This is a genomic window from Dactylosporangium sp. NPDC050588 (genome assembly GCF_040654975.1).
GTDB lineage: Bacteria > Actinomycetota > Actinomycetes > Mycobacteriales > Micromonosporaceae > Dactylosporangium > Dactylosporangium maewongense.
This window is the reverse complement of sequence record NZ_JBFAJA010000008.1, coordinates 145,916-171,050: the sequence shown is the minus strand read 5'-3', so window position 1 is coordinate 171,050 and position 25,135 is coordinate 145,916. Positions and strand designations below refer to the sequence as shown.

At 71.5% G+C, this 25,135-nt stretch carries 23 protein-coding genes; 12 read left to right on the top strand and 11 right to left on the bottom strand.

Translation table 11 applies throughout. The features are described from left to right. Window positions 1–49: 49 nt before the first annotated feature. On the top strand, window positions 50–1,147 hold the full coding sequence (locus AB0I21_RS07635; protein ID WP_344501649.1) for a sugar phosphate nucleotidyltransferase: 1,098 nt from the start codon (window positions 50–52) through the stop codon (window positions 1,145–1,147). 1,188 nt (window positions 1,148–2,335) lie between these two features. Here AB0I21_RS07635 and AB0I21_RS07630 read toward each other — a convergent pair. The 3 genes from AB0I21_RS07630 to cofD all read right to left on the bottom strand — a co-directional run bounded on the left by AB0I21_RS07630 (window position 2,336) and on the right by cofD (window position 5,061). Continuing rightward, window positions 2,336–2,884 carry an NUDIX domain-containing protein gene (locus AB0I21_RS07630; RefSeq protein WP_360559578.1) on the bottom strand — a complete coding sequence of 183 codons (549 nt, stop codon included), beginning with the start codon at window positions 2,882–2,884 and terminating at the stop codon, window positions 2,336–2,338. Beyond that, window positions 2,881–3,918 (bottom strand): coenzyme F420-0:L-glutamate ligase, encoded by a 1,038-nt coding sequence (locus tag AB0I21_RS07625; RefSeq protein WP_360559589.1) that lies wholly within the window; start codon window positions 3,916–3,918, stop codon window positions 2,881–2,883. Before AB0I21_RS07625 ends, AB0I21_RS07630 begins: the two co-directional genes overlap by 4 nt. A 186-nt stretch (window positions 3,919–4,104) precedes the next feature. After that, window positions 4,105–5,061, bottom strand: coding sequence for a 2-phospho-L-lactate transferase (gene cofD, locus AB0I21_RS07620; protein WP_360559577.1), 957 nt, complete (start codon window positions 5,059–5,061; stop codon window positions 4,105–4,107). Window positions 5,062–5,194: 133 nt separating this feature from the next. On the opposite strand from cofD, the gene AB0I21_RS07615 reads away from it, so the two are divergent. Together AB0I21_RS07615 and AB0I21_RS07610 are read left to right on the top strand one after the other, a co-directional pair. Then, the gene (locus AB0I21_RS07615) at window positions 5,195–6,904 is read left to right on the top strand and encodes a hypothetical protein (RefSeq protein ID WP_360559576.1); all 1,710 of its coding nucleotides are present in this window, start codon (window positions 5,195–5,197) and stop codon (window positions 6,902–6,904) included. Window positions 6,905–7,037: 133 nt separating this feature from the next. After that, entirely contained in the window at window positions 7,038–9,554 is a 2,517-nt protein-coding gene (locus AB0I21_RS07610; protein ID WP_360559575.1) for a bifunctional FO biosynthesis protein CofGH, read from the top strand. A 42-nt stretch (window positions 9,555–9,596) separates the two neighbouring features. Here the strand turns inward: AB0I21_RS07610 and AB0I21_RS07605 are convergent, their stop codons facing one another. Continuing rightward, window positions 9,597–10,175 (bottom strand): signal peptidase I, encoded by a 579-nt coding sequence (locus AB0I21_RS07605; RefSeq protein WP_360559574.1) that lies wholly within the window; start codon window positions 10,173–10,175, stop codon window positions 9,597–9,599. A 315-nt stretch (window positions 10,176–10,490) separates the two neighbouring features. Here AB0I21_RS07605 and AB0I21_RS07600 point away from each other — a divergent pair, with 315 nt between their 5' ends. Then, entirely contained in the window at window positions 10,491–10,748 is a 258-nt protein-coding gene (locus tag AB0I21_RS07600; protein WP_033364663.1) for a WhiB family transcriptional regulator, read from the top strand. Window positions 10,749–10,796: 48 nt separating this feature from the next. Here AB0I21_RS07600 and AB0I21_RS07595 read toward each other — a convergent pair whose 3' ends face one another. Then, window positions 10,797–11,153 (bottom strand): DUF3499 domain-containing protein, encoded by a 357-nt coding sequence (locus AB0I21_RS07595; RefSeq protein WP_033364642.1) that lies wholly within the window; start codon window positions 11,151–11,153, stop codon window positions 10,797–10,799. A gap of 173 nt (window positions 11,154–11,326) precedes the next feature. Here AB0I21_RS07595 and AB0I21_RS07590 point away from each other — a divergent pair, with 173 nt between their 5' ends. After that, the gene (locus AB0I21_RS07590) at window positions 11,327–11,776 is read left to right on the top strand and encodes a metallopeptidase family protein (protein WP_033364641.1); all 450 of its coding nucleotides are present in this window, start codon (window positions 11,327–11,329) and stop codon (window positions 11,774–11,776) included. 4 nt (window positions 11,777–11,780) lie between these two features. On the opposite strand, the gene AB0I21_RS07585 is transcribed toward AB0I21_RS07590, so the two are convergent. From AB0I21_RS07585 to AB0I21_RS07570, 4 genes are read right to left on the bottom strand one after another with little or no spacing between them, the layout of a single operon-like run. Continuing rightward, window positions 11,781–13,115: an FAD-dependent oxidoreductase gene (locus AB0I21_RS07585; RefSeq protein ID WP_360559573.1), complete on the bottom strand. Its 1,335-nt coding sequence runs from the start codon at window positions 13,113–13,115 to the stop codon at window positions 11,781–11,783. A gap of 8 nt (window positions 13,116–13,123) precedes the next feature. Next, complete coding sequence (locus tag AB0I21_RS07580) at window positions 13,124–13,654, bottom strand: pyridoxamine 5'-phosphate oxidase family protein (RefSeq protein WP_360559572.1); 531 nt, start codon at window positions 13,652–13,654, stop codon at window positions 13,124–13,126. Between the two features lie 50 nt (window positions 13,655–13,704). Beyond that, window positions 13,705–15,084, bottom strand: a complete 1,380-nt coding sequence (locus tag AB0I21_RS07575) for an aspartate aminotransferase family protein (protein WP_344501908.1) — start codon at window positions 15,082–15,084, stop codon at window positions 13,705–13,707. Beyond that, on the bottom strand, window positions 15,081–15,581 hold the full coding sequence (locus AB0I21_RS07570; RefSeq protein ID WP_203845385.1) for an Lrp/AsnC family transcriptional regulator: 501 nt from the start codon (window positions 15,579–15,581) through the stop codon (window positions 15,081–15,083). Before AB0I21_RS07570 ends, AB0I21_RS07575 begins: the two co-directional genes overlap by 4 nt. A gap of 230 nt (window positions 15,582–15,811) precedes the next feature. On the opposite strand from AB0I21_RS07570, the gene AB0I21_RS07565 reads away from it, so the two are divergent. From AB0I21_RS07565 to AB0I21_RS07535, 7 genes are read left to right on the top strand one after another with little or no spacing between them, the layout of a single operon-like run. Continuing rightward, the gene (locus AB0I21_RS07565; RefSeq protein ID WP_360559571.1) at window positions 15,812–17,047 is read left to right on the top strand and encodes a spermidine/putrescine ABC transporter substrate-binding protein; all 1,236 of its coding nucleotides are present in this window, start codon (window positions 15,812–15,814) and stop codon (window positions 17,045–17,047) included. 3 nt (window positions 17,048–17,050) lie between these two features. Further along, complete coding sequence (locus AB0I21_RS07560; RefSeq protein WP_360559570.1) at window positions 17,051–18,199, top strand: ABC transporter ATP-binding protein; 1,149 nt, start codon at window positions 17,051–17,053, stop codon at window positions 18,197–18,199. Then, a complete protein-coding gene (locus AB0I21_RS07555; protein WP_360559569.1) occupies window positions 18,196–19,101 on the top strand; it encodes an ABC transporter permease in 906 nt (301 codons plus the stop codon). Before AB0I21_RS07560 ends, AB0I21_RS07555 begins: the two co-directional genes overlap by 4 nt. After that, entirely contained in the window at window positions 19,101–19,913 is an 813-nt protein-coding gene (locus tag AB0I21_RS07550; protein ID WP_360559568.1) for an ABC transporter permease, read from the top strand. Before AB0I21_RS07555 ends, AB0I21_RS07550 begins: the two co-directional genes overlap by 1 nt. A gap of 3 nt (window positions 19,914–19,916) precedes the next feature. Then, complete coding sequence (locus AB0I21_RS07545) at window positions 19,917–21,113, top strand: saccharopine dehydrogenase C-terminal domain-containing protein (protein ID WP_360559567.1); 1,197 nt, start codon at window positions 19,917–19,919, stop codon at window positions 21,111–21,113. Beyond that, window positions 21,110–22,105 (top strand): agmatinase, encoded by a 996-nt coding sequence (speB, locus tag AB0I21_RS07540; RefSeq protein ID WP_360559566.1) that lies wholly within the window; start codon window positions 21,110–21,112, stop codon window positions 22,103–22,105. The genes AB0I21_RS07545 and speB overlap by 4 nt, the downstream gene beginning before the upstream one ends. Window positions 22,106–22,115: 10 nt before the next feature. Further along, window positions 22,116–22,307 carry a hypothetical protein gene (locus AB0I21_RS07535; protein WP_360559565.1) on the top strand — a complete coding sequence of 64 codons (192 nt, stop codon included), beginning with the start codon at window positions 22,116–22,118 and terminating at the stop codon, window positions 22,305–22,307. Between the two features lie 24 nt (window positions 22,308–22,331). On the opposite strand, the gene gabT is transcribed toward AB0I21_RS07535, so the two are convergent. Continuing rightward, complete coding sequence (gene gabT / locus AB0I21_RS07530) at window positions 22,332–23,612, bottom strand: 4-aminobutyrate--2-oxoglutarate transaminase (protein ID WP_360559564.1); 1,281 nt, start codon at window positions 23,610–23,612, stop codon at window positions 22,332–22,334. Beyond that, window positions 23,612–25,048, bottom strand: coding sequence for a gamma-aminobutyraldehyde dehydrogenase (locus AB0I21_RS07525; protein ID WP_360559588.1), 1,437 nt, complete (start codon window positions 25,046–25,048; stop codon window positions 23,612–23,614). The genes gabT and AB0I21_RS07525 overlap by 1 nt, the downstream gene beginning before the upstream one ends. Window positions 25,049–25,135 lie beyond the last annotated feature (87 nt).

Genomic DNA, 25,135 nt, shown 5'->3' with positions numbered 1-25,135 from the left:
GACACCTTCGAGTTGTTGGAACGCGCCCTTGGCTGGGCATGATGGGCCTGTGTTCTACGCGGTCATTCCAGCAGGGGGCAGTGGCACGCGGCTCTGGCCGTTGTCGCGAGCCGGTCATCCCAAGTTTCTGCACGCCCTCACAGGCACTCCGTTGTCGCTGCTCCAGGCGACGTACGGGCGCCTGGCCGACCTCGCGACCCCCGAGACCACGTTCGTGGTCACCGGAGTGGCCCACGCGGCGGCGGTGGCGCGGCAGCTCCCGGGCCTTCCCGAAGGCAACATCCTGGTCGAGCCCACGCCGCGCGACTCGTGCGCCGCCATCGGGCTGGCCGCGGCGGTCATCGCCCGGCGCGACCCGCACGCCGTCATGGGCGCCTTCGCCGCCGACCAGCTGGTCCGCGACGTCCCGGCCTTCACGTCCGTCCTGCGCAAGGCCATCGCCGGCGCCGAGGACGGCCTCCTGATGACCATCGGCATCACCCCCACCCACCCCGAGACCGGCTACGGCTACCTCCACGTCGGCGAGCCCACCGGCACCGGGGACGTCTGCAAGGTCGCCTCCTTCGAGGAGAAGCCGGCCCTGCCCCTCGCCCAGGCGTACGTCGACTCCGGCGAGTACCTGTGGAACGCCGGCATGTTCGTCTGGCGCGTCGACGTCTTCCTGGACGAGCTCGCCCGCCAGCAGCCCGTCCTCCACGACGGCCTGCGCCGCATCGCCGAGGCCTGGGACACCCACGACCGCGAAGAGGTCCTCGCCGACCTCTGGCCCGACCTCACCAAGATCTCCGTCGACTTCGGCGTCATGGAAGGCGCCGGCGTGGCCGGCCTCGTCGGCACCGTCCCCGGCGACTTCGGCTGGAACGACGTCGGCGACTTCCACACCCTCGGCGAGCTCCTCGAGACCGACACCGCCGGCAACGTGGTCGTCAACCTCGACCCCGCCGCCCCGACCGGCGTCATCATGCAGGACGCCGAGCGCGTCGTCGTCGTCCCCCAGTCAGGCCGCCTGGTCGCCGTCGTGGGCGTCAACGACCTCATCGTCGTCGACACGCCCGACGCCCTCCTGGTCTGCCCCCGCTCCCGCGCCCAGGACGTGAAGAAGCTCGTCGACAACCTGAAGGAACGCGGCTCCGTCGAACTCCTGTAGCCCTCCCGCCCGATCGAAGCCCGCAGCTCGGTCACGTCCCGTCTGCGAGCGGGTCCGCGACGCCGGCGAGGCTGATCGAGTCTGGACTTCGATCTGCGCAAGGCGGTGACTCGAAAGCGGGGCGTGTCGGTCAGTCAGACGGACACGCCCTCACCCGCACCGCTTTCGAGCAGGACATCAACGGAGGCAGCACGCCGCGGCGCCCCCAGCGAGCGCGGACGGCGGCCAACCGCTGGTCGCCGCCGCGCCGGGCCGTGCCAATCTGGTGTGCACCGGGGTGCGGGTGCAGGGCGGCGGCCAATCGCTGGTCGTCGGTCTTGCCGGTCGTGCGGGACAGCTTCGACGCGGCATGCGCTGGACCCTGGACGCGAGCGGCGGGATGGTAGTCGGCCTCGCCGCGCCGGACTGTCTCGACGCGGCGAGGCCGGGTCGTGATGTAGGCGGCGGGCTGATCGCGGGTAGCTGGCCGCTTCGACGTGGTGTGCCAGTGTGTTGGTGCGGGGCTGCGGGCGATCGCTGATGCCGCACGGGCTGCTGCGATGTGGTGCGGCGAGCGGTTGCTTGCTGCCCTGACCGTCGCGCGGGACCGCCTCGACGTGGCGTGCCGGGTCGTGGTGCGGGCGGCGGGCTGATCGCAGGTGGTGGCCGGCCTCGCCGTCATGCAGGGCTCCTTCGACGTGGTGTTCGCCAGCGTGTTGGTGCAGGGCTGCGGGCGATCGCTGGTCGCCGGTCTTGTCGCCGTGTGGGCTGCCTCGACGTGGTGTGCGCCGGGTCGTGGTGCGCGGGGGCTGGTCGCAGGTGGCTGGCCTCGCCGTCATGCAGGGCTGCTTCGACGTGGTGTGCTGGACGCGAGCGCCGGGGCTGGCTGTCGGTCTTGCCGTCGCGCGGGGCTGGTTCGACGTGGGGTGCTGGAGCGTGGACGCGAGCGGTGGGCGATCGCTGGTCGTCGGCCTTGCCGTCATGCGGGCTGCTTGGACGTGGTGTGCTGGACGCGAGTGCCGGGGCTGGTTGTCGGTCTTGCTGTCGCGCGGGGCGGCCTCGACGCGGAGCGTGCCCGGGTCGTGGTGCGGGCTGCTTCGGCGTGGTGTGCCGGGTTGTGGGTGTGGGCGGTGGGCCGGGCGTCGGTCTTGCCGTCGCGCGGGACCAGCCTCGACCCAATGTGCCGGAGTGTGGGCGCGGGTGGCGGGGTCAGGCTCGGCGGGCCCAGGCGAGGGCGGGGGCGACCAGGACCTCGGTGGCGTCGGCGAGCGGGGTGGGCAGGTCGTCAGGGGCGAACCAGCCCAGCGCGGACGACTCGGCGCTGACGGTCTCGACGGCGCCGGCGGGGGCGATGGCGGCATACCTGACGTCATAGTGCAGAGCGGGGCCGCCGGCGCACTGGACGTGGTGGACGTCGAGGCCGATGGGGGCCTCGCTGATCCGCAGGCCGGCGATGCCCGACTCCTCGGTCGCCTCGCGGAGCGCCGCGGCCGCCACGGACGCGTCGCCGGGCTCGCAGTGGCCGCCGAGCTGGACCCAGCGCTTGATCCTGCCGTGCAGGCACAGCAGGACGCGCTCGGCGGTGGAGTCGACGACGAGGGCGCTCGCCGTGACGTGAGCCCCCGGGTGCTCGCGCCACACCGTCGACGGGTCGCGGAGGACGAACTCGATGAACCGCCGCCGCGTCTGCTCCGCCTCGTCGCTCGGGGGCGTCCACTGGGTCAGCACCGCGAGGGCATCATCGTGCAACGTCGTCATAGTGACGGCAGGCTACCGCGACCGACGGCGAGCACGCCGAGTGGCATGCCGCCTTCCGGGACATCGACCCCGGAGAGGTCGACCTGGTCCGCCTCCAGCCACTCGGACGCGACGCCGTCGGCGGCGAGCCCGGCCCTGATCCGCTGCACCTCCATGCCCGCCTCCATGGCCCGCCGCAGGTCGCCGGCGGGGGCCCAGACCAGCAGCAATCGCTCGGCCCCGTCAGCAGCGGCGACCGGCGCGGGAAGCTCGGGAAACGTGAGCGGTGGGGTGTCACGGATGGCGGCGGCGGTGCGGAGCCCCTTGGCGACGGCCTCGGCGGTGCCGAGCGAGAACAGGTCGGCGTCGGCGCCGCGAATCAGCGGGGCGGCGCCCTGGCCGTGTCCGTCGGGGCGGATCGGCAGGCCGCGGACGACGGCGACCGGGACCTGGCCGGTCTTGCCCTTGACCAGGTCGGCGGCGGCGGCGAGCTCGTCGACCACGGCCATCTGGGTCAGCTGGAGCTCGTTGCCGTGCACGTCGAGCACCCCGCGGTAGTCGGTCAGCGCGTCGATGCCGGCGGCGCCGATGGCGACGTCGGTGAGGCCCATCCGCCAGGGCCGGCCCATGGTGTCGGTGACGATGACCGCCACGTGCAGGCCGAAGCGCTCCCGCAGCTCGTCGCGCAGCCAGCGGGCCGAGGCGTCCGGGTCCTTGGGCAGCAGGACGAGCCGGGTCGGCTCCACATTGGACGCGTCGATGCCGGCCGACGCGAGCACGAACCCGTGGTGCGTCTGCACGATCTGCGTCGCGCCCCGGCGGGCGACGACCCGGGACGTCTCGGCCCGCAGCACCGCCTCGCGGGCGGCCTCGCGGGCGGGCTCCTCCAGCGGCACGTCGACCAGCTGCCCCTCGGCCTTGCTGACGATCTTGCTGGTGACGACGAGGATGTCGCCGTCGACGAGCCACGGCGCGGCGGTCGTGATCAGCGCGGCCAGGTCGTCGCCGGGGCGCACCTCGCCGATGCCGGCGACCGGCAGCACCTCGAACCCCACGGGCGGCACGCTCATGCCGTCACCTCCGCTGCGCTCCGGTGCCGGCCTGAGCCGAACCTGTCACATGATGAGCGGCCCGAGCCGCTCCGCTGGCCGCTCATGTCGTCACCTCCGCTGCGCTGCGGCGCCGGCCTGAGCCGAACCTGTCCCAATCCGATGCGCGGGCCGAGCCGCTTCGCTGGCCGCTCATGCCGCACCCGCCACGGACAGCGCCTCCCGGACGATCGCCGCGGTCGCCGGCACGTCGGTCATCCACAGCGGGCGGGCGCGGACGGTCAGGCCCGGCACCTCGGCGCCCGCGTCGGTGTCGTCGACGAGCCAGCCGTCCAGGACGCCGCCGGCCGAGCGGGCGCCGAACAGGCCGCCCACGCCGGCGGGGGTGCACTCGACGCCCATCACGGCGAGGCACTTGTCGGCCATGCCACGGACCGGGGCGGTGCCGATGATCGGGGACACGCCCACGACCGGGGCCCGGCCGGTGGCGACCGCCTCACGGACCGCGGGGACCGCCAGGATCGGCGCGATGGAGACGATCGGGTTGCTCGGCGCCATCAGCACGACATCCGCGGCGGCGAGCGCGTCCAGCACGCCCGCGGCCGGTTTGGCCGACTCGGCGCCGACGAACACGAACCGCGACGTCGGGATCTCCGCCCGGTGGCGGATCCACCACTCCTGGAAGTGGATCGCGCGGGAGGCGCCGTCGACCTCGACCACCGCGTGCGTCTCGACCCGGTCGTCGCTGGCGGGGAGCATGCGGATGCCGGGCTGCCAGCGGTCACAGAGCGCCTCGGTCACGGCGGACAGCGGATAGCCCGCGTCGAGCATCCTGGTGCGCACCAGATGGGTGGCGATGTCCTTGTCGCCGAGGCCGAACCAGGTCGGCTCCGCCCCATAGGCGGCGAGCTCCTCCTTGACGGTCCACGTCTCGCCGACGCGTCCCCAGCCGCGCTCGGGATCGGCGCCGCCACCGAGCGTGTACATCACGCTGTCCAGGTCGGGGCAGATCCGCAGGCCGTGCAGGGTCACGTCGTCGCCGACGTTGACCACCGCGGTGACCTCCGCCCCCAGCTCCTGCCCCACCGCGCGCACTCCGAGGAGGAAGCGAGCGCCGCCGATGCCACCTGCCAGAACCACGATCCGCATGCCTCTCATCCTGCCCCACGGGTATGACACTTCCCGTGCGAGGCGGCCGGTCCTGCCCCGCACGCGGATTTTCCGTTCGACGGCTAGGCTGCGAGCGACCTGTCGCGTGTCCGCTAGATCTTGGGGAGAGCCAGTGAGCACCCAGCCACCCGACCCGACCTCCTCGGCGGCGCCGCATGCGGCTTACGCCGCCGGTCCGGCCACCTCGTCCTTCGCGCCCCAGGTGCCGCCGGCGCAGCAGCCCGGCCAGAGCGCGCAGGCGACGGTCGACGCCAAGAAGGCCCGTTCGCTCACGCTGCCGTTTCGCGAGCTGGCGGCGTTCGTGCTGCTCGGCGCGACCGCGGCGTTCCTGCTCGCCGGGTTCATCTCGCTGCTGACCTCGCTGGACGGCAACTTCCTGCTGAGCGCGGGCGGCACGTTCGGCACGTTCGTCAACCTGCAGACGATCCTGCTGCCGATCCTGGCGGTGCTGGTCGCGACCCACGTCGACCCCGTGGTGCCGAAGGCGAAGGTCATCGTCCTCGTCGGCCTCGTCGAATACGGGATCGTGGCGCTCTTCGGCCTGATCCTGCTGCTCGCCAGCCTCATCGGCGACATGGACAGCGAGTCGGGCCTGCGGGCGACCTCGGCGCTCACGATCTTCCTGACCCGCCTCGGCGGTCTCGCGCTGCTGGGTCTCGTCCTGTTCCTGGTGATCAGGGTGTACCTCGGAGCCTACGCACCCCCGAAGCCGGCCCCCGGCGTGTACGGCCAGCCCGCGTACCCGTACGGGCAGCAGCCGGGCTACCAGTACCCGCAGCAGCAGTACGGCTACCAGCAGCAGACCGGTTCGGTCCCGCCGCAGCCGTACCAGCAGCAGCCCGCCCAGCACCAGCAGCCGACCGGCAGCTGGACCAATCCCGCGACGACCGGCTCGGGTCAGGTCGTCCCCGCCGCGCAGCCGTACGCGGCGCAGCCCGGGGCCTACCCGGCCGCGCAGGCCTCGGGCGCTCCGGCCGTGGGCCCGGCGTCGGGTGCCCCGGCCTACCCCCAGCCGGCGGCCCAGGGATACAACCCGCAGTCGACGGGCGCGCCCGCGTTCAACGCCCAGCCCGCCCCCGTGCAGAACCCGCAGGCGACCGGCGCCCCGGCGTTCGCCCCGCAGCCCGCGGCGGCCGAGCCGGTGTCCGCGGCGCCCGCCTCGACGCCGCCGCTGAGCTCGCCGTTCGCGGCGTACACGGCGCCCGCCGCCCAGCCGGTGTCGGCGCCGCCGGTCACCCCGCCGGTGTCCTCCCCGCCCGCCGACGGCGGCGCGACGCCTTCGGGCGGGTTCGCGGCGGCCGGCTGGCCCGGCGGCTCCTCGACCCACCCGACCTCGGGCGCGGCCACCGGCATGCCCGCGGCGCAGCAGCCGGCGGAGGACACCGGCGACGGCGCCGCCTCACCGTTCGGCAAGACGGGCGCGTTCCCGGCGGCGGCCGAGACCACGGCGGCCCCGGCGGCCGAGACCACGGCGGCCCCGGCGGCCGAGCCCACGGTCCCGGCCGGGCAGGAGCCCACCGCCCAGATCTGGACCGCCGGGGAGACCACGGCGGCCCACGGCACCGTCGGCGAGCCCGAGACCCAGCCGGCCGCCCCGGTCAGCATCGCCAAGGCCGACGCCGACCCGGACGCGACCGCCGCGTACGCGCCGGTCAGCGCCGCCCCGGCCGAGACCACCGGCGACGTGACCCAGGCGAACACCCCGGCGCACGACCCGGACGCCACCGAGGTGTTCCGGCCCGCGGGCCAGGAGAAGCCGGCGACCGACCAGGGCGACGACGACGAGACCCAGCGCACCCAGGTGATCCCCCCGAAGGACTGAGCACCGGAGCACACCCGACGCGGGCGCCTGTCACACGACGGGCGCCCGCGTCGTAACAGGGGAAGAAGCGAAGGAGAACAGTCACATCGGGTGTGAGGGCCGATCCGCCCGGCGGCGGCCTAGGCTGCAAGCTGTGACGTCTGTAGTCAGAGGTACCGAAGGCAACGCCATGCGCCGGGCGCTGCGCCGTGCGGCCGACGGCCGTGCCCTCGACGTGACCGAGGCCGCCGTCCTGCTCACCGCCCGCGACCAGGCCCTCGACGACCTGCTCGCGGTCGCCGGCGCGGTGCGCGACGCGGGGCTCGCCGACGCCGGCAGACCCGGCGTCGTCACGTACTCGCGCAAGGTCTTCATCCCGCTGACCAGGCTGTGCCGGGACCGGTGCCACTACTGCACGTTCGCGACGGTGCCGCACCGGCTGCCGAGCGAATACCTGGAGATCGACGAGGTCCTCGCGATCGCCCGGGAAGGCGCGCAGCAGGGCTGCAAGGAGGCCCTGTTCACGCTCGGCGACCGCCCCGAGGACCGCTGGGACCAGGCGAAGCGCTGGCTCGACGAGCGCGGCTACGACTCCACGCTGGACTACCTGCGCGCCTGCGCGATCGCGGTGCTGGAGGAGACGGGCCTGCTGCCGCACCTCAACCCCGGCGTGCTGTCGTGGGCGGAGCTCCAGCGGCTCAAGCCGGTCGCCCCCAGCATGGGCATGATGCTCGAGACGACGGCGACCAGGCTGTGGTCGGAGCCGGGCGGCGCGCACTACGGCTCACCGGACAAGGAGCCCGCGGTGCGGCTGCGGGTGCTGGACGACGCGGGCCGGGTCGGGGTGCCGTTCACGACCGGCATCCTCATCGGCATCGGCGAGACGATCGAGGAGCGCGCCGAGGCGCTGTTCGCGATCCGCAGGACGATGCGCGAGTTCGGCCACATCCAGGAGGTCATCGTCCAGAACTTCCGCGCGAAGCCCGACACGGCGATGCGCGGCATGCCCGACGCGGAGCTGCACGAGCTGGCGGCCACGGTCGCGGTCGCGCGGCTCGTCCTCGGCCCGAAGGCCAGGATCCAGGCCCCGCCGAACCTCATCGACGACGAGCACGGCCTGCTGCTGCGGGCCGGCATCGACGACTGGGGCGGCGTCTCCCCGGTCACGCCGGACCACGTCAACCCGGAGCGCCCCTGGCCGGCGATCCAGGACCTGTCCGAGAAGTCCGCGCAGCACGGCTTCCAGCTCAAGGAACGCCTCACCATCTACCCGGAGTACGCGAAGAAGCAGCACCCCTGGCTCGACCCGAGGCTCGCCGTCCACGTCGAGGCCCTCATGGACCCCGAGACGGGCCTCGCCAAGGAAGGCGTCAGTCCCAAGGGACAGCCCTGGCAGGAGCCCGACGGCGGCATCCAGAGCACCGGCCGCACCGACCTCCACGAGGCCATCGACACGGAGGGTCGCACCGACGACCGCCGCGGCGACTTCGACTCGGTCTACGGCGACTGGCAGGAGGTGGCAGCGCGCGTCAGCACGAAGCCACAGCACACATTGGACGGTGACGTCCGAAGTGGACTCGCAAGGGCCTCGACCGACCCCGGAAGCCTGCTGCTGCCACAGTACGAGCACGAAGCCCTCGCACTGTTCAATGTGGACGGCGACGGCCTGGAGGCGCTCACACGGATCGCCGACGATCTCCGGAAAGCGGCCGTCGGCGACGACATCACCTACGTGATCAACCGGAACATCAACTTCTCCAACGTCTGCTACGTCGGTTGCCGGTTCTGCGCGTTCGCCCAGCGCGAGCGCGACGCCGACGCCTACCGCCTCTCCTACGAGGAGGTCGCCGACCGCGCCGAGGAGGCCTGGCTGGCCGGCGCCGGCGAGATCTGCATGCAGGGCGGCATCGACCCGAAGCTCCCGGTCGGTGCGTACGCCGAGCTCGTCCGCGCGATCAAGACCCGCGTCCCGGGCATGCACGTCCACGCGTTCAGCCCGATGGAGGTCGTGACCGCCGCCTCGAAGGCCGGCGTGTCGATCCGCGACTGGCTGGCTCAGCTGAAGGAGGCGGGCCTCGACACGATCCCCGGCACCGCCGCGGAGATCCTCGACGACGAGGTCCGGTGGGTGCTCACGAAGGGCAAGCTGCCGACGTCCGCGTGGGTGGAGGTGGTGACCACGGCGCACGAGCTCGGCATCCGGTCGAGCTCGACGATGATGTACGGCCACGTCGACCACCCGGGGCACTGGCTCAGCCACTTCCGCGTCCTCGCCGGCATCCAGGACCGCACGGGCGGGTTCACCGAGTTCGTGGCGCTGCCGTTCGTGCATCACAGCGCGCCGATCTACCTCGCCGGCATCGCCCGGCCGGGCCCGACGTGGCGCGACAACCGGGCCGTGCACGCGATGGCCAGGATCCTGCTGCACGGCAGGATCGACAACATCCAGTGCTCCTGGGTGAAGCTCGGCGACGAGGGCACGGTGGCGATGCTCAACGGCGGCGCCAACGACATCGGCGGCACGCTGATGGAGGAGACCATCTCCAGGATGGCGGGCTCCGAGCACGGCTCCGCCCGCACCCGGGAGGAGCTGGAGGCGATCGGCAAGGCCGCCGGCCGTCCCGTGCGCCAGCGCACCACCACCTACGGCCGGGTGGAGGCAAGGAACTAGAACGGCAGGGCACCACCACCTACGGCCGGTGGAGGCACGGAGCTAGAGCGGCAGCGCCCCGGTGGTGGGCACCAAGGCCAGGACGGCGACAAGGCCGCCGAGCAGCGCGACCCCGAGCAGCCGCCGGCGTGGCCAGACGACCGCCAGGATCAGCGCCACCCCGGCGACCTTGAACGGGTGGGTGCGGACCTGGACGACGGGCCAGCCCACGCTGGGGAGGATCAGGCGGACCGGCCCGATCACCTGTCTTCGCTCGACCGGACGGGTGTCCGGCTGCTGGTTCGCATCGCCCTTCACCGTGAAGGTGCCGTCCTCCGCCTGCGCCACGACCCGGTGCGTGACGAGCCCACGCGGATCGCTGTAGGTGACGATCTCGTAGACGGCGAGAGATGTCGCCTGAGGATCGACGAGAATGACATCACCGGCGTGCATGGCCGGCGCCATCGAATCGGACATGACCACGTAAGGCTTCCAGCCCAGCCCGATGATTCCGACCGTGAAAAGCACGGCGGTCACCGCGGCGCCGAGCAGCAGCCGCCTGATCACGACGGTATCCCAGGACACGCGCAGAACTCGTGGTTTCCCCGCACATCGGCGCAATTCGGCCGCGGATCCGGGCACCTGAGCAAACTCGCCGAGAGTCTTCCGGCGCGTCCGGCGTGTCGCCCGTTACCTCCGGAGGGGGTTGCTCGGTATGGGTACGGCACGGGGTGCAAGCGATCGCCCGAGCGGGCCTATTTATCAGGTTCGGCTTGACGACGCACGCATTACACGCGTGTAATTTCACGGGGGATGTTCGGGGGGATGACCGAAAGCGGGTCATCTTTCGGACATAAAGAACACCGCGCCGAGGAACAGCAACCTTGTAGGACATGCGCCTTCCGCGTGGGGGGTTGCGCCGGCATCGTCGCCGGCGCGCAAGAAGGAGGCACGCTGATGGACGGCCGACCAGTCGTGGCCGACCTGCTGGGTAACGCTCCGGAGTGGCAAGAACGCGCTTTGTGCTCGCAGACCGACCCGGAGGCATTCTTTCCGGAGAAGGGTGGGTCCACCCGCGAGGCCAAGCGCATCTGCTCGCGCTGCGAGGTGCGGGCGGACTGCCTTGAATACGCGCTGGGGCACGACGAGCGCTTCGGAATTTGGGGTGGGCTCTCGGAACGGGAGCGTCGCAAGCTCAAGCGACGCGCTGCCTAGCAGGTCTCAGGTTTGAGTGAGGGGTTCCGGCGCGACGGCCGGGACCCCTCACGCGTCTGGTGGGATGACCCGCAGGTGACCGCGGCGGCCCTGCTGGTGCGGATGGTTGCCGGGGTCCTCCTTGTGCGGCGCGGGGCGCGCCGCCTCGCGGACCGCCTCGGCGAGGGCGACCAGGTCGTCGTTGGACGGCGGCGGCGGACCGTACTCACCCTCGTGCCGGACCAGGTCCCACCCCCGGGGCGCGGTCAGCCCGCGGGCGTGCGATTCGCACAGGTCATAGGAGTGCGGCTCGGCGAACGCCGCGAGCGGACCGACAACTGCGGTCGATTCGGCATAAATGTACGTCAACGTCGCAACGGGCTGTCGGGGGCATCCGTTGCGCGAGCATCGACGTGGGGTCCTCACGGCCGAACCGTATCGCTCCGTGGGCCCGCGCCCAACCCCGAAGCCTCACGACACGCCGTGGTGACCACGCCGACACGCCCGTCCGGTTGACCGGCCCCCCTCCGAAGTGGCATGGACGATCTCGACGTGGCGCCGTGCCACTGTCGCGTCGACGGTGGCGCTACGCTGGCAGCGTGGCGAGCCCCGATCGACGACGTAGCGGACCGGGACGGCGCGGCCGCGACCGGCACGGCCGGGGGCTGCGCGGCCGGCTGGTGCCCGCCTCGCTGCCGATGTCCCGCACCCGCGCGGAGATGTTCGACGACCTGGTGCTGGACTCCGTCGAGCAGCTGGAGCAGCGCTTCGCCAACGAGCTGGCCGGCGTCGAGTTCGCCGTCGAGGACGTCCCGCCGGACCTCAACGTCTACGACTCCGACGTGCTCGAGGACGGCGAGGTGCCCCTCGCGCGGCTGCTGCCGGGCCGCCCCGGCCGCCACGGCGTCCCGCCGCGGATCGTGCTGTACCGCCGCCCCCTGGAGTTCCGGGCCGCGGACCACGACGACCTCGCCGATCTGGTCCACGACGTGATCCTGGAGCAGGTCGCCAACCTGCTGGGCGTCGCGCCCGAGGACCTGGAGCCGTAACAGCTCAGCCACCGAGCACCCGCGCCAGCAGTGCGGCCCGGCGCGACGGCCGGCCCGTCCGTGACTCCGCCGCGTCGGCCCCGGTCATCACCCGCAGGCTGGTGTTCACCCCGAGCCACCGCAGCGGCTCCGGCTCCCAGCGCGGCGAGCGGTGCCCCACCCAGGGCAGTCCGATCAGCGGAGAGTCCTGCTTGCGGATGAGGTCCGCGAGGGTACGGCCGGCGAGGTTCGACGTGCCGACCCCGTCCCCCACGTAGCCGCCCGCCCAGGCCAGCCCGGTGGTCGGGTCGAGCCCGACCGACGCCATCCAGTCCCGCGCGATCCCGAGCGGCCCGCCCCACGAGTGGGCGACGCCGGTGTCCTCGAGCGCTGGGAAGAGGTCGACCAGGACCCGGCGCAGCTCCGCGAACACCCGCGGCGACGCGTCGAACGCCGGCGCGACCGCCGAGCCGAAGTGGTACGGCGCGCCCCGCCCCCCGAACGCGAGCCGGTCGTCGGCGGTGCGCTGCCCGTAGATGATGAGGTGCCGGTGATCGGAGAACGTCTCCCGCCGCGCCAGGCCGGCGGACGCCCAGAACGACGCGGGCAGCGGCTCGGTCGCGATCATCAGCGAGTAGACCGGCGCGATCGCCCGGCGCAGCCCCGGCAGCCGCGGCGTGAAGCCCTCGGTGGCCCGCACCACGATCGGCGCCCGCACCGTCCCGTGTGGAGTGTCGGCCCGGCCCGCGGTGATGGCTGTGACCGGGGTCTGCTCGAACAGCCGCACCCCGAGCCGCTCCACCGTGGACGCCAGCCCCCGCACGAGCTTCGCCGGCTGGATCGCCGCGCAGTGCGGCGTGTACGTGCCGCCGAGCACGTTCGTCGCGCCGACCCGCTCGAACGCCTCCTCGGAGGACAGCAGCCGCAGGTCGACGCCGAGCCCCTGCGCCTCGGCGACCTCGTGTCGCGCCCGGTCCAGCTGCACCGCCGAACGCGCCAGGACGACGGTCCCGCCCTTGGCGTAGTCGCAGTCGATGCCCTCGAGCGCCGCGACCCGCCCGACCTCGTCCACAGTGGACTCCATCGCGGCGTTGAGCGCGAGCGCCGCCGGCAGCCCGTGCGCGCGGGCCAGGGCCGGCACCGACTTGGGGAACAGCGCCGAGCACCAGCCGCCGTTGCGGCCGCTCGCCCCGAACCCCGCGGTCTCGGCCTCCAGCACCACGATCCGCAGCGCCGGGTCGGCCTTGGCGAGGTAGTACGCGGTCCACAGCCCGGTGTACCCGGCGCCGACGATCGCCACGTCGGCGTCGGTGTCGCCGGTCAGCGCCGAACGCGGCGGCACCGAAGGGAGCACGGACATCCAGAAACTCAAGGCAGCTCCTCCTCGCACTCGATCGGTTCGCCGCGTTCGACGCGAAGGGGCACTACCCCCACCCACGGGTCGAACCCCGCGTCCTCGGGGGAAGTGCTCGGCGGCCCGGCGCTCACCTTCACTGACACTTCGTCCAGGGCCAAGGCGAGGACCAGGGTGGCGGCCAGCTCCTTGCGTGAGGGTGGGCGGACGACCGCCCATCGCCCGGGCGTGACGTGCTCGCTGATGGTCTCCAGGGCCAGCAGCTTGTCCTCGACGACCGTGCACGCGCCGAGCACCATCACCGACCGGTAGTGCATCGAGGTCTCGAAGGCGCTGCGGGCCAGGACCAGGCCGTCGAGCAGCGTCACCGTGAAGCAGCACGGCGCGCCCTCCGCGAGGACGCGGAACAGGCGGCTGCCGGTGGAGCCATGGAAGAGCACCGAGGAGCCGGACCGGCCGTACGCGACGGGGATCGCGTACGGCTGTCCATCGTGGACGATCGAGAGATGGCCGATCGTCCCCGCGTCGAGAATGCCGTGCAGCACGGCGGGATCGTCGACCTGGAGCTCGGGAAGCCGACGGACCCGCGTCCGGCTCAGAGGCGCGCCCATGCCTCGGTCAGCACCGAACGCAGGATCTGCTCGATCTCGATGAAGTGGCTCTCGTCGCAGATCAGCGGCGGCGCCAGCTGGATCACCGGGTCGCCGCGGTCGTCGGCGCGGCAGTAGAGGCCGGCGTCGAAGAGGGCCTTGGACAGGAAGCCGCGCAGCAGCGCCTCGGACTCCTCGTCGTTGAAGGTCTCCTTCGTCGCCTTGTCCTTCACCAGCTCGATGCCGAAGAAATAGCCGTCGCCGCGGACGTCGCCGACGATCGGCAGGTCGTACAGGCGCTCCAGGTAGGACCGGAAGAGCGGCGAGTTGGTCCGGACGTGCCCGTTGAGGTCCTCGCGCTCGAAGATGTCGAGGTTCGCCAGCGCGACCGCGGAGCCGACGGGGTGCCCGCCGTAGGTGATGCCGTGGGCGAACCAGTTGGCCCCGTCGAGGAACGGCTCCGCGAGCCGCTCGGAGGCGAGCATCGCGCCGAGCGGCACGTAGCCGGAGGTGAGGCCCTTCGCGACGGTGATGATGTCGGGCTGGTAGCCGAAGCGCTTGGCGCCGAAGTACTCGCCGAGCCGCCCGAACGCGCAGATGACCTCGTCGGAGACGAGCAGCACGTCATACCGGTCGCAGATCTCGCGGACCCGCTGGAAGTAGCCGGCCGGGGGCGGGAAGCAGCCGCCCGCGTTCTGCACCGGCTCCAGGTAGACGGCCGCGACGGTCTCCGGGCCCTCGAACTCGATCGCCTCGGCGATGCGGTCCGCGGCCCAGACGCCGAACTGCTCCTCGGTCATCGACTGGTCGGGCCGGCGGTAGAAGTTGGTGTTCGGCACCCGGAACGCGCCCGGCACCAGCGGCTCGAACTCCTGCTTGAGCACGGGGATGCCGGTGATCGACAGGGCGCCCATCGACGTGCCGTGGTAGGCGATCGAGCGGGACAGCACCTTCGTCTTCATCGGCTTGCCGGTGCGCTTGAAGTACGAGCGGGCCAGCTTCCACGCGCTCTCGACGGCCTCGGAGCCGCCGGTGGTGAAGAAGACCCGGTTCAGGTCGCCGGGGGTGAGGTCCGCGAGCCGGTCGGCGAGCTCGATCGCCTTCGGGTGCCCGTAGGACCACAGCGGGAAGTACGCCAGCTCGGAGGCCTGCTTGGCGGCGGCGTCGGCGAGCTCGTGCCGGCCGTGCCCGGTCTGCACCACGAACAGGCCGGCGAGGCCGTCGAGGTAGCGCTTGCCGTTGCTGTCGTAGATGTAGGGGCCGTCGCCACGGACGATCACCGGCACCGGCGCGTCGGCGTACGCCGACAGGCGGGTGAAGTGCATCCAGAGGTGGTCTCGGGCGGCCTGGTCGAGTCGCTCGGCGTCGGGCTGCTGGTCGGTCATCGTGTCCCCCACGCATAGGTCTGCTTGGCGAGCTTGAGGTAGACGAAGGTCTCCGTGGCGGTGACGCCAGGGATGCTCCGGATCGTGTCGTTGAGAAGATTCAGCAGGTGCTCGTCGTCGGTGCAGACGAGCTCGACGAGCAGGTCGTAGCCGCCGGCGCAGATCACCACGTAGTCGATCTCCGGCACCGCGGCGAGGGCCTTGGCCACCGGCCGCAGGTCGCCCTCGACCTTCAGGCCGATCATCACCTGGCGGGCGAAGCCGAGGGTCAGGGGATCGGTCACCGCCACGATCTGCATGACGCCGGTGTCCAGCAGGCGTTGCACACGCTGGCGGACCGCCGCCTCCGACAGGCCGACGACCTTGGCGAGGGCGGCGTAGGACATGCGACCATCGCGCTGCAGCTGCTCGATGATCCGCTTGTTGACGTCGTCAAGGACGGGCTCGGTCACGTGTGGATTCTTGCCCAAGACCCCGCTGTTGGCAACTAATTCCATAGCTGGATAACTAGGGATCTGCGGATTCGTGATCCGCCAGGAATCGATCGTCGTTCGGGACCATATTTCCGCCGGGTCACGACGGTAACCTCAATCTGACCAAGTGGCGCTTTTCGTTGTGCGGCCCGATCGTAACGACGGAATCCCTTGTCAGTGATGGCACCTCGTGTCAGGATCGGTCGTCGGATACCACCCCCCGAGGTTCCGGCCCGAGATCCGTAGGAGCCCTCGTGCGAAACCCCTCTCGCCCGCCGCTCTCGCCCGAAGCGGCCGCCGTCCTCAACGCCACCGGCCTGTCGCGCCGGACCCTGATGCGAGGCCTGTTCGCCGGTGGAGCGTTCATCGCGACGGGCGGCGCCCTCGCCGCGTGCGGCACGAAGCCCGCGAAGAAGACCGAGGCGGAGAAGGCGGCGTGCACCGCCACCGACGTCTCCGCGACCGAGAAGAAGATCACCTTCTCCAACTGGCCCCTGTACGTCGACGTCGACGAGAAGGACGAGAAGAAGCGGCCCAGCCTCGACGCCTTCGCCGCGAAGACCGGCATCGCCGTTACGTACAACGAAGACATCAACGACAACAACGAGTTCTTCGGCAAGGTCCGCAACCAGCTGCAGGCGTGCCAGTCGATCGACCGCGACATCATGGTCCTCACCGACTGGATGGCCTCCCGCGTCGTCGGCCTCGGCTGGGTGCAGGCGTTCGACAACGCCAAGACCCCCAACTTCACCAAGAACGTCCTCGGCACGCTGAAGAACCGGGCGTGGGACAAGGACATGAAGTTCGCCGCGCCGTGGCAGTCCGGGCTCACCGGCATGGCCTACAACGCCAAGGCGACCAAAGAGGTCCGCACCATCGACGAGCTGCTCACCCGCCCCGACCTCAAGGGCAAGGTCGCGGTGCTGTCGGAGATGCGCGACACCGTCGGCCTGATCCTCATGTCGCAGGGCAAGGACCCGGGCACCGTCACCGACGCCGAGTTCGACGCCGCGCTGGAGAAGCTGAAGAAGGCCGTCGACTCCGGGCAGATCCGCAAGTTCACCGGCAACGACTACAAGGAAGACCTGAACAAGGGCGACCTCGCCGCGTGCATCGCCTGGTCCGGCGACGTGATCCAGCTCAGCGCCGAGAACGAGGACGTCAAGTTCGTCACGCCCGAGTCGGGCCTGATGCTGTGGTCGGACAACATCCTCATCCCGTCGACGGCGACCCACAAGGGCAACGTCGAGCAGCTCATCGACTACTACTACGACCCGAAGGTCGCGGCGGAGCTGGCGGCGTACGTCAACTACATCTGCCCCGTCCAGGGCGCGCAGGACGCGATGCAGCAGATCGACCCGGACCTGGCCAGCAACCCGCTGATCTTCCCGGACGCCGCCACCCTCGCCAAGACCAAGAGCTTCAAGGCCCTCACCGAGGACGAGGACAAGAAGTACTCGGCGAAGTTCGAAGCGATCTCGGGGGCCTGACAGATGGCCGAGCAGCGAAGCGGTGAGAGCGGTGCCGACCTCAACCTGGTCGGCGTGACGAAGTCGTTCGGCGCCTTCACGGCCGTCGACGACCTCAGCCTGACGGTGCCCCAGGGATCGTTCTTCGCCCTGCTCGGCGCCTCCGGCTGCGGCAAGACCACGACCCTGCGGATGATCGCCGGGCTCGAGGAGCCGACAACCGGCCGTATCCTGCTCGGCGACCAGGACGTGACCCGGCTGCGGCCGTACAAGCGCCCCGTCAACACGGTGTTCCAGAGCTACGCGCTCTTCCCGCACCTCAACATCGCCGACAACGTCGCGTTCGGCCTGCGCCGCCGCGGCGTCAAGGGCGTCGCCGACCAGGTGGAGCGGATGCTCCACCTGGTCGACCTGGAAGGCTTCGGCAAGCGCAGGCCCGCGCAGCTCTCCGGCGGCCAGCAGCAGCGCGTCGCCCTCGCCCGGGCCCTGATCAACCACCCGCGGGTGCTGCTGCTCGACGAGCCGCTCGGCGCCCTGGACCTCAAGCTGCGCCGGCAGATGCAGGTCGAGCTCAAGCGGATCCAGACCGAGGTCGGCATCACCTTCGTCCACGTGACCCACGACCAGGAGGAGGCCATGACCATGGCCGACACCGTCGCGGTCATGAACGCCGGCAGGATCGAGCAGCTCGGCAGCCCCGTGGAGATGTACGACTTCCCCGGCACCGCCTTCGTCGCCAACTTCCTCGGTCAGTCGAACCTCCTCGCCGGCACCGTCACCGGCCGCTCCGGCGACGACCTCCTCGTGGAGGCGCACGGCGCCCGCTACTCGCTGCCCGCGACCCGGGCCCGCGCGGCCGACGGCTCGGTGTGGCTCGGCGTGCGGCCGGAGAAGATGCACCTGGCGACCGGCCTGGACAAGGTGCCGGCCGGGCACCAGTCGGTCACCGGGATCATCACCGACTCCTCGTACGTCGGGGTCAGCACCCAGTACCTGGTGAAACCCGCCTGGGGCGACGAGCTCACCGTCTTCGTGCCCAACTCCGGGGTCGCCACACCTCTGGCCGTGGCGTCTGAGGTGACCGTGCACTGGCGGCCCGAGCACGCGTTCCTGCTGTCGCGACCCGAGGGGCAGACGGTGGCGCCGGTGGTGGACGCCGAGGCCCTCGCGTGAGCGCGTTGGGGCATGTCGGGGCGGCCACCACCGGTACACCGGCGAACCTCGAAAAACCGAGGAAGCGCTGGCTGCCGTATCTGCTGCTGCTCCCCGGCGGCCTGTGGCTGATCCTGTTCTTCGCCGTGCCCTCGATCCAGCTCTTCGCGACCAGCCTCTACGACCCGAGCGGATCCCTCGAAGAGGGCTACGCGATGACGTGGCAGTTCAGCAACTACGTCGACGCCGCGAGCGAATACCTCCCGCACTTCATGCGCTCGCTCGGCTACGCGGCGCTGACCACCGCCATCTGCCTGCTGCTCGGCTACCCGCTCGCGTACGCGATCGCGCTCAAGGGCGGCCGGTGGAAGAACCTGCTGCTGATCTGCGTGATCGCGCCGTTCTTCACCAGCTTCCTGATCCGCACCCTCGCGTGGAAGGTCATCCTGTCGGACAACGGCTGGCTGGTGACGACCCTCAACGCGCTGCACGTGCCGCTGCCCGACGGCCGGCTCCTCGCCACCACCCCCGCCGTCATCGCCGGGCTCGTCTACAACTTCCTGCCGTTCATGGTGCTGCCGCTGTACGCCAGCCTGGAGAAGCTCGACCCGCGGCTGCTCGAGGCCGCCGGCGACCTCTACGCCCGGCCCGTCGCCCGCTTCACCAGGGTCGCGCTGCCGCTGTCGATGCCGGGCGTCGTCGCCGGCACGCTGCTCACGTTCATCCCCGCCGCCGGCGACTACATCAACGCGCAGCTGCTGGGCACCAACCGGCAGTACATGATCGGCAACGTCATCCAGTCGAAGTTCCTGAAGGTCGGTGACTACCCGAGCGCCGCCGCGCTGTCCTTCACGCTGATGGCGGCGATCCTGGTCCTGGTCTTCGTCTACGTCCGGCGCGCCGGGACGGATGAGGTGCTCTGATGCTGCATCGCCTACGCCGCTCCGTCGCCGACCACTGGGTCATGGCGATCGGCCTGCTCGTCCTGCTGTACCTGTTCGTGCCGATCGGGGTCGTCGCCGCGATGTCGTTCCGCGACGCCGGCCGCAACGCGCCCTACTCGCTGGAGAACTACAAGTTCACCTGGGCGCACTGGGCCGACCCCTTCGGCACCGCCGGCATCGGCGACGCCTTCCTGCTCAGCATCGCCATCGCGGCGATCGCCACGCTCGGCGCGGTCATCCTCGGCACGCTGATGTCCTTCGCCCTGGCCCGCCACACGTTCCGCGGCCGCGCCGCCACCAACACCCTGATCTTCCTGCCGATGGCGACGCCCGAGATCGTCATGGGCTCGTCGCTGCTGGCGCTGTTCGTCGCCTCCGGCGTGCAGCTCGGCTTCTGGACGATCGTCATCGCCCACATCATGTTCTGCCTGTCGTTCGTGGTCGTCACCGTCAAGGCCCGCCTCGCCGGCCTCGACCCGCGGCTGCAGGAGGCCGCGATGGACCTCTACGCCAACGAGGCTTCCACCTTCCTGCGGGTCACGCTGCCGCTGGTCATGCCCGGCATCGTCGCGGCGGCGCTGCTGTCCTTCTCGCTGTCCTTCGACGACTTCATCGTCACCAACTTCAACTCCGGCAGCACCGTCACGTTCCCGATGTTCGTCTGGGGCGCCTCGCAGCGGGGCATCCCGCCGCAGATCAACGTGATCGGCACCGCCATGTTCGTCATCTCCTTCCTGGTCGTGCTCATCGGCCAGGTCCCCAACATGCGCCGCTCCCGTCAGAAGGGCTGACCGATGCGCCTGCTCATCGTCGGCGCCGGTGGCGTCGGCTCCGCCGCCGTGCGTATTCTCGGCCGCCGCTCGTTCTTCGAGACCTGTGTCGTCGCCGACTATTCGCTGCCCCGCGCGCAGGCGGCGGTGATCGACGACCGCTTCACGGCGGCCCGGATCGACGCCTCATCGGCGGCGGCCGTCGAGGAGCTGTGCCGGGCTCATCGGATCACGCACGTGCTCAACGCGGTCGACCCGCGGTTCGTCATGCCGATCTTCGAGGGAGCGTTCGCCGCCGGCGCGCACTACCTCGACATGGCGATGTCGCTGTCCTCACCGCACCCCACCGCGCCGTACGCGCAGACCGGGGTGAAGCTCGGCGACGAGCAGTTCGCCGCCGCCGCGACGTGGGAGGCCGCCGACCGGCTCGCGCTCGTCGGCATCGGCGTCGAGCCCGGCCTGTCCGACGTCTTCGCCCGGTACGCCGCCGACGAGCTCTTCTCCGAGGTCCACGAGGTCGGCGTCCGGGACGGCGCGAACCTCGTCGTCGACGGCTACGACTTCGCGCCCTCGTTCTCCATCTGGACCACGATCGAGGAGTGCCTGAACCCGCCCGTCGTCTGGGAACGCGACCGCGGCTGGTTCACCACGGCGCCCTTCTCCGAGCCGGAGGTCTTCGACTTCCCGGAGGGCATCGGCCCGGTCGAGTGCGTCAACGTCGAGCACGAAGAGGTCCTGCTCATCCCGCGCTGGGTCGACTGCCGCCGGGTCACGTTCAAGTACGGCCTCGGCGACGAGTTCATCGACGTGCTCAAGACCCTGCACAAGCTCGGCCTCGACTCGACCCGCAAGGTCCGGGTCGGCGGCGTCGAGGTGGCGCCGCGGGACGTGGTCGCGGCCTGCCTGCCCGACCCGGCCGGCCTCGGCGACCGCATGCGCGGCAAGACCTGCGCGGGGACGCTCGTCACCGGCCTGGACAAGTCGGGCGCGCCGCGCAGCACCTACCTGTACCACGTGGTCGACAACGCCTGGTCGATGGCCGAGTACGGCTCGCAGGCCGTCGTCTGGCAGACGGCGATCAACCCGGTGGTGGCCCTGGAGCTCCTGGCGTCCGGGGCCTGGGAAGGCCGTGGCGTGCTCGGGCCGGAGGCGCTGCCGCCGAAGCCGTTCCTGGAGTTGCTCACCGAGTACGGCTCGCCGTGGGGAATGCAGGAAAAATGACGCGATACGGTCCTATGTACGGACCTGACATCACGTTCCTCGGGGTGCCGCCCTGCGACCTCGACGCGCTGCCGCCGGACGCGGACGTGGTCGTCGTCGGCGCACCCTTCGACGGCGGCACCTCGCACCGGCCCGGGACCCGCTTCGGCCCGGGCGCCATCCGCCAGGCCTGCTACCTCGCCCACGACGGCTCCCGCCCGTCCCTCGCGCTGCGTGTCGACCCGTTGCGGGATCTGCGGGTGTACGACGCGGGCGACGTCGAGATGTTCTCCGGCGACGCGGCCGGCGCGATCGCGAGGCTGGAGGACGCGGTCCACGCGGTCGCGGCCACGGGCGCGATCCCGGTGGTCCTGGGCGGCGACCACACGATCGCCTGGCCCGACGCCACCGGCGTGGCCCGGCAGCTCGGCTACGGCCGGGTCTCCCTCGTGCACTTCGACGCGCACGCCGACACCGGCGACACCGAGTTCGGCTCCCTCGTCGGCCACGGCCAGCCGATGCGCCGCCTCATCGAGTCCGGCGCGGTCCGCGGCGACCGCTTCCTGCAGCTGGGCCTGCGCGGCTACTGGCCGGGCCCGGCCACGCTGGACTGGATGGCGGCCCAGCGCATGCGCTCCTACGAGATGACGGAGATCGTGGCCCGCGGCCTCGACGACTGCCTCACCGAGGCGTTCACGATCGCCACCGACGACTGCGACGGCGTCTTCCTGTCCGTCGACGTCGACGTGGTCGACCCCGGCATGGCCCCCGGCACCGGCACCCCCGAACCCGGCGGCCTCACCTCCCGCCAGCTCCTCGACGCCGTCCGCCGCTGCTGCTACGAGCTCCCGATCGCCGGCATCGACGTCGTCGAGGTCTCCCCGCCGTACGACCACGCCGAGATCACCGCATACCTCGCCAACCGCGTCGTCCTCGAAGCACTGTCCGCCATCGCCCGGCGCCGCCGCGGCGACCCCTGGAACCCGCGCCAGCCCCTTCTTGAAGGCCGTTAGACTTGTCAGCATGAGCGCCGGAGCCGCCGGCAGGCACATGCCGTTCGCGGCCGCCGGTGTCCCGCGGTACTGGGTGGTCGGCCAGGACGCCGCGCAGACCGTCACCATGTACCGCCTCAACGGCGACCACTACGAGGCCTGGGCGAGCATGCCGCTGGCCTGGGTCCTCGACACCGCCCCGGCCGGGCACGACCTCGTCTGATGTCGGGCCCCGGCCGGGGCTGGGTCACAGGGCCGCTTCCAGGATGTCCAGGGCGCGGCCGAGGGTGGTGTCGTCCATGACCAGGGGTGGCAGGAAGCGGATCACGTTGCCGTAGGTGCCGCAGGTGAGCAGGAGCAGGCCCGCCTCGTGGGCCGCCTTCTGGATGGCCGCCGTCTTCGCCGGGTCCGGGGTCGGGCCCGCGGGGCCGGAGGAGTCCGGCACGACGATCTCCAGGGCGAGCATGGCGCCCCGGCCGCGGACCTCGCCGATGTGCGGGTGCGCGGCGGCCAGGGACTCCAGGCGCGGGCGCATGACCGACTCGATCCGCCGGGCCGCGGCCGCCAGGTCCAGCTCCATCATGGTCTCGATCGAGGCCAGGGCGGCCGCGCAGGCGACGGGGTTGCCGCCGTAGGTGCCGCCCAGACCGCCGGGGTGCACGGCGTCCATCACCTCGGCCCGGCCGGTCACCGCGGCGAGCGGCAGCCCGCCGGCGATGCCCTTCGCGGTGGTGACCAGGTCGGGCTCCAGGCCCTCGTGGGTCGAGGCGAACCACTCGCCGGTGCGGCAGAAGCCGGTCTGGATCTCGTCGGCGACGAAGAGCGCCCCGGCGGACCGGGCCCACGCGGCGACCGCCGGCAGGAAGCCGGGCGCGGGCACGATGAAGCCGCCCTCACCCTGGACCGGCTCGATGAGCACGGCGGCGACCTGATCGGCGCCGACCTGCTTCTCGATCATGCCGGTGGCGAGCGCGGCCGCGTCGGGGCCGGAGAGGCCGTCGCGGAAGGGGTAGGACATCGGCACGCGGTAGATCTCGCCGGCGAACGGGCCGAAGCCGTGCTTGTAGGGCATCGCCTTGGCGGTCAGTGCCATCGTGAGGTTGGTGCGGCCGTGGTACGCGTGGTCGAACACCACGACCGCCTGCCGCCCGGTCGCGTGCCGGGCGATCTTCACCGCGTTCTCCACCGCCTCGGCGCCGGAGTTGAACAGCGCCGAGCGCTTCTCGAACGTGCCCGGGGTCAGCGCGTTGAGCTGCTCGCAGACCGCGACGTAGCCCTCGTACGGCGCGATCATGAAGCAGGTGTGGGTGAAGCGCTCGACCTGGCGCCGCACCGCCTCGACGACCTTCGGCGAGCTGTTGCCCACGTTGGTGACGGCGATGCCGGCGGCCATGTCGATCCACTCGCGACCGTCCACGTCGGACAGCGTGCCGCCCGCCGCGTGGTCCACATAGGACGAGATCATGCTGCTGACGCCGCGGGCGACCGCGGCGCCGCGGCGCTTGTGGAGCTCCCCGGACGCCGTCATCACAGCTCGATGTTGTGCATGACGTGCTTGATGCGGGTGTAGTCCTCCAGCCCGTACATGGACAGGTCCTTACCGTAACCGGAGGACTTGAAACCGCCGTGCGGCATCTCCGCGACGATCGGGATGTGGGCGTTCACCCACACGCAGCCGAAGTCGAGCCGGCGGGTCATCCGCATCGCCCGGCCGTGGTCCCTCGTCCACACCGACGACGACAGCCCGTATTCGACGCCGTTGGCCCAGCGGACCGCCTCGTCCTCATCGGTGAAGCGCTGCACGGTGATGACGGGGCCGAAGACCTCGTCCTGGATGATCTCGTCGTCCTGGCGCAGGCCGGAGACGACGGTGGGGGAGTAGAAGTAGCCCCGGTCGCCGACCCGGGCGCCGCCCGCGTCGAGCTTCGCGTGGTCCGGCAGCCGGTCGACGAAGCCGGCGACCCGGGCCAGCTGGTTGGCGTTGTTGAGCGGGCCGTAGAGCACGTCCTCGTCGTCGGGCGCGCCGGTCTTCGTCGCTGCGGCCTGCTCGGCGATCGCGGCCACGAAGTCGTCGTAGATGCCGGCGCCGGCGAGCACGCGGGTCGCGGCGGTGCAGTCCTGGCCGGCGTTGAAGTAGCCGGCGACCGCGATCGCCTCGGCCGCCGCTTCCAGGTCGGCGTCGTCGAACACCACGACCGGCGCCTTGCCGCCGAGCTCCAGGTGGGTGCGCTTGAGCATGGGCGCGGCGGAGCCCGCCACCTCGCGGCCCGCGCGGACCGAGCCGGTGATCGACACGAACTGCGGCACCGGGTGCGACACGAGGGCCCGGCCGGTGTTCCGGTCGCCGGTGACCACGTTGAGCACGCCCGGCGGCAGGAACTCCGCGGCCAGCTCGGCCAGCAGCAGCGTCGACACCGGGGTGGTGTCCGACGGCTTGAGCACGACGGTGTTGCCCGCCGCGAGGGCCGGCGCGACCTTCCAGATCGCCATCATCAGCGGGTAGTTCCACGGGGTGACCTGCGCGCAGACGCCGATCGGCTCGCGGCGCACGTAGCTGGTGTGGCCCTTCATGTACTCCCCGGCGGACTTGCCCTCCAGGACCCGGGCGGCGCCGGCGAAGAACCGGACCTGGTCCACGGCCGGGGGCAGCTCGTCGCTGGTGGTCAGCGCCCGCGGCTTGCCCGTGTTCTGGCACTCGGCGTCGATGAGCTCGGCCGCGCGGTCCTCCATCGCGTCGGCGAGCTTCAGCAGCGCCCGCTGCCGCTCCGCGGGCGTGGCGTCGCGCCACGTCTCGAACGCCTTGCTGGCCGCCTTCACCGCGCGGTCGACGTCGGCCTCGCCCGAGACCGGCGCGGAGGCGAACACCTCACCGGTCGAGGGGTCGATCAGGTCCGAATAACGGCCGTCGGCGGGCTCCACGTGGGCGCCGTCGATGAAGTTCTGCAGTTGCTTGGTCATGTCCACTCCTTTGAGTGCCGGCAGCCACATCCTTCCACCGATTCCGCAGTGCACAACCCCTTGAGCAACTGTTTCCATGCTGTGAAGCGGCGT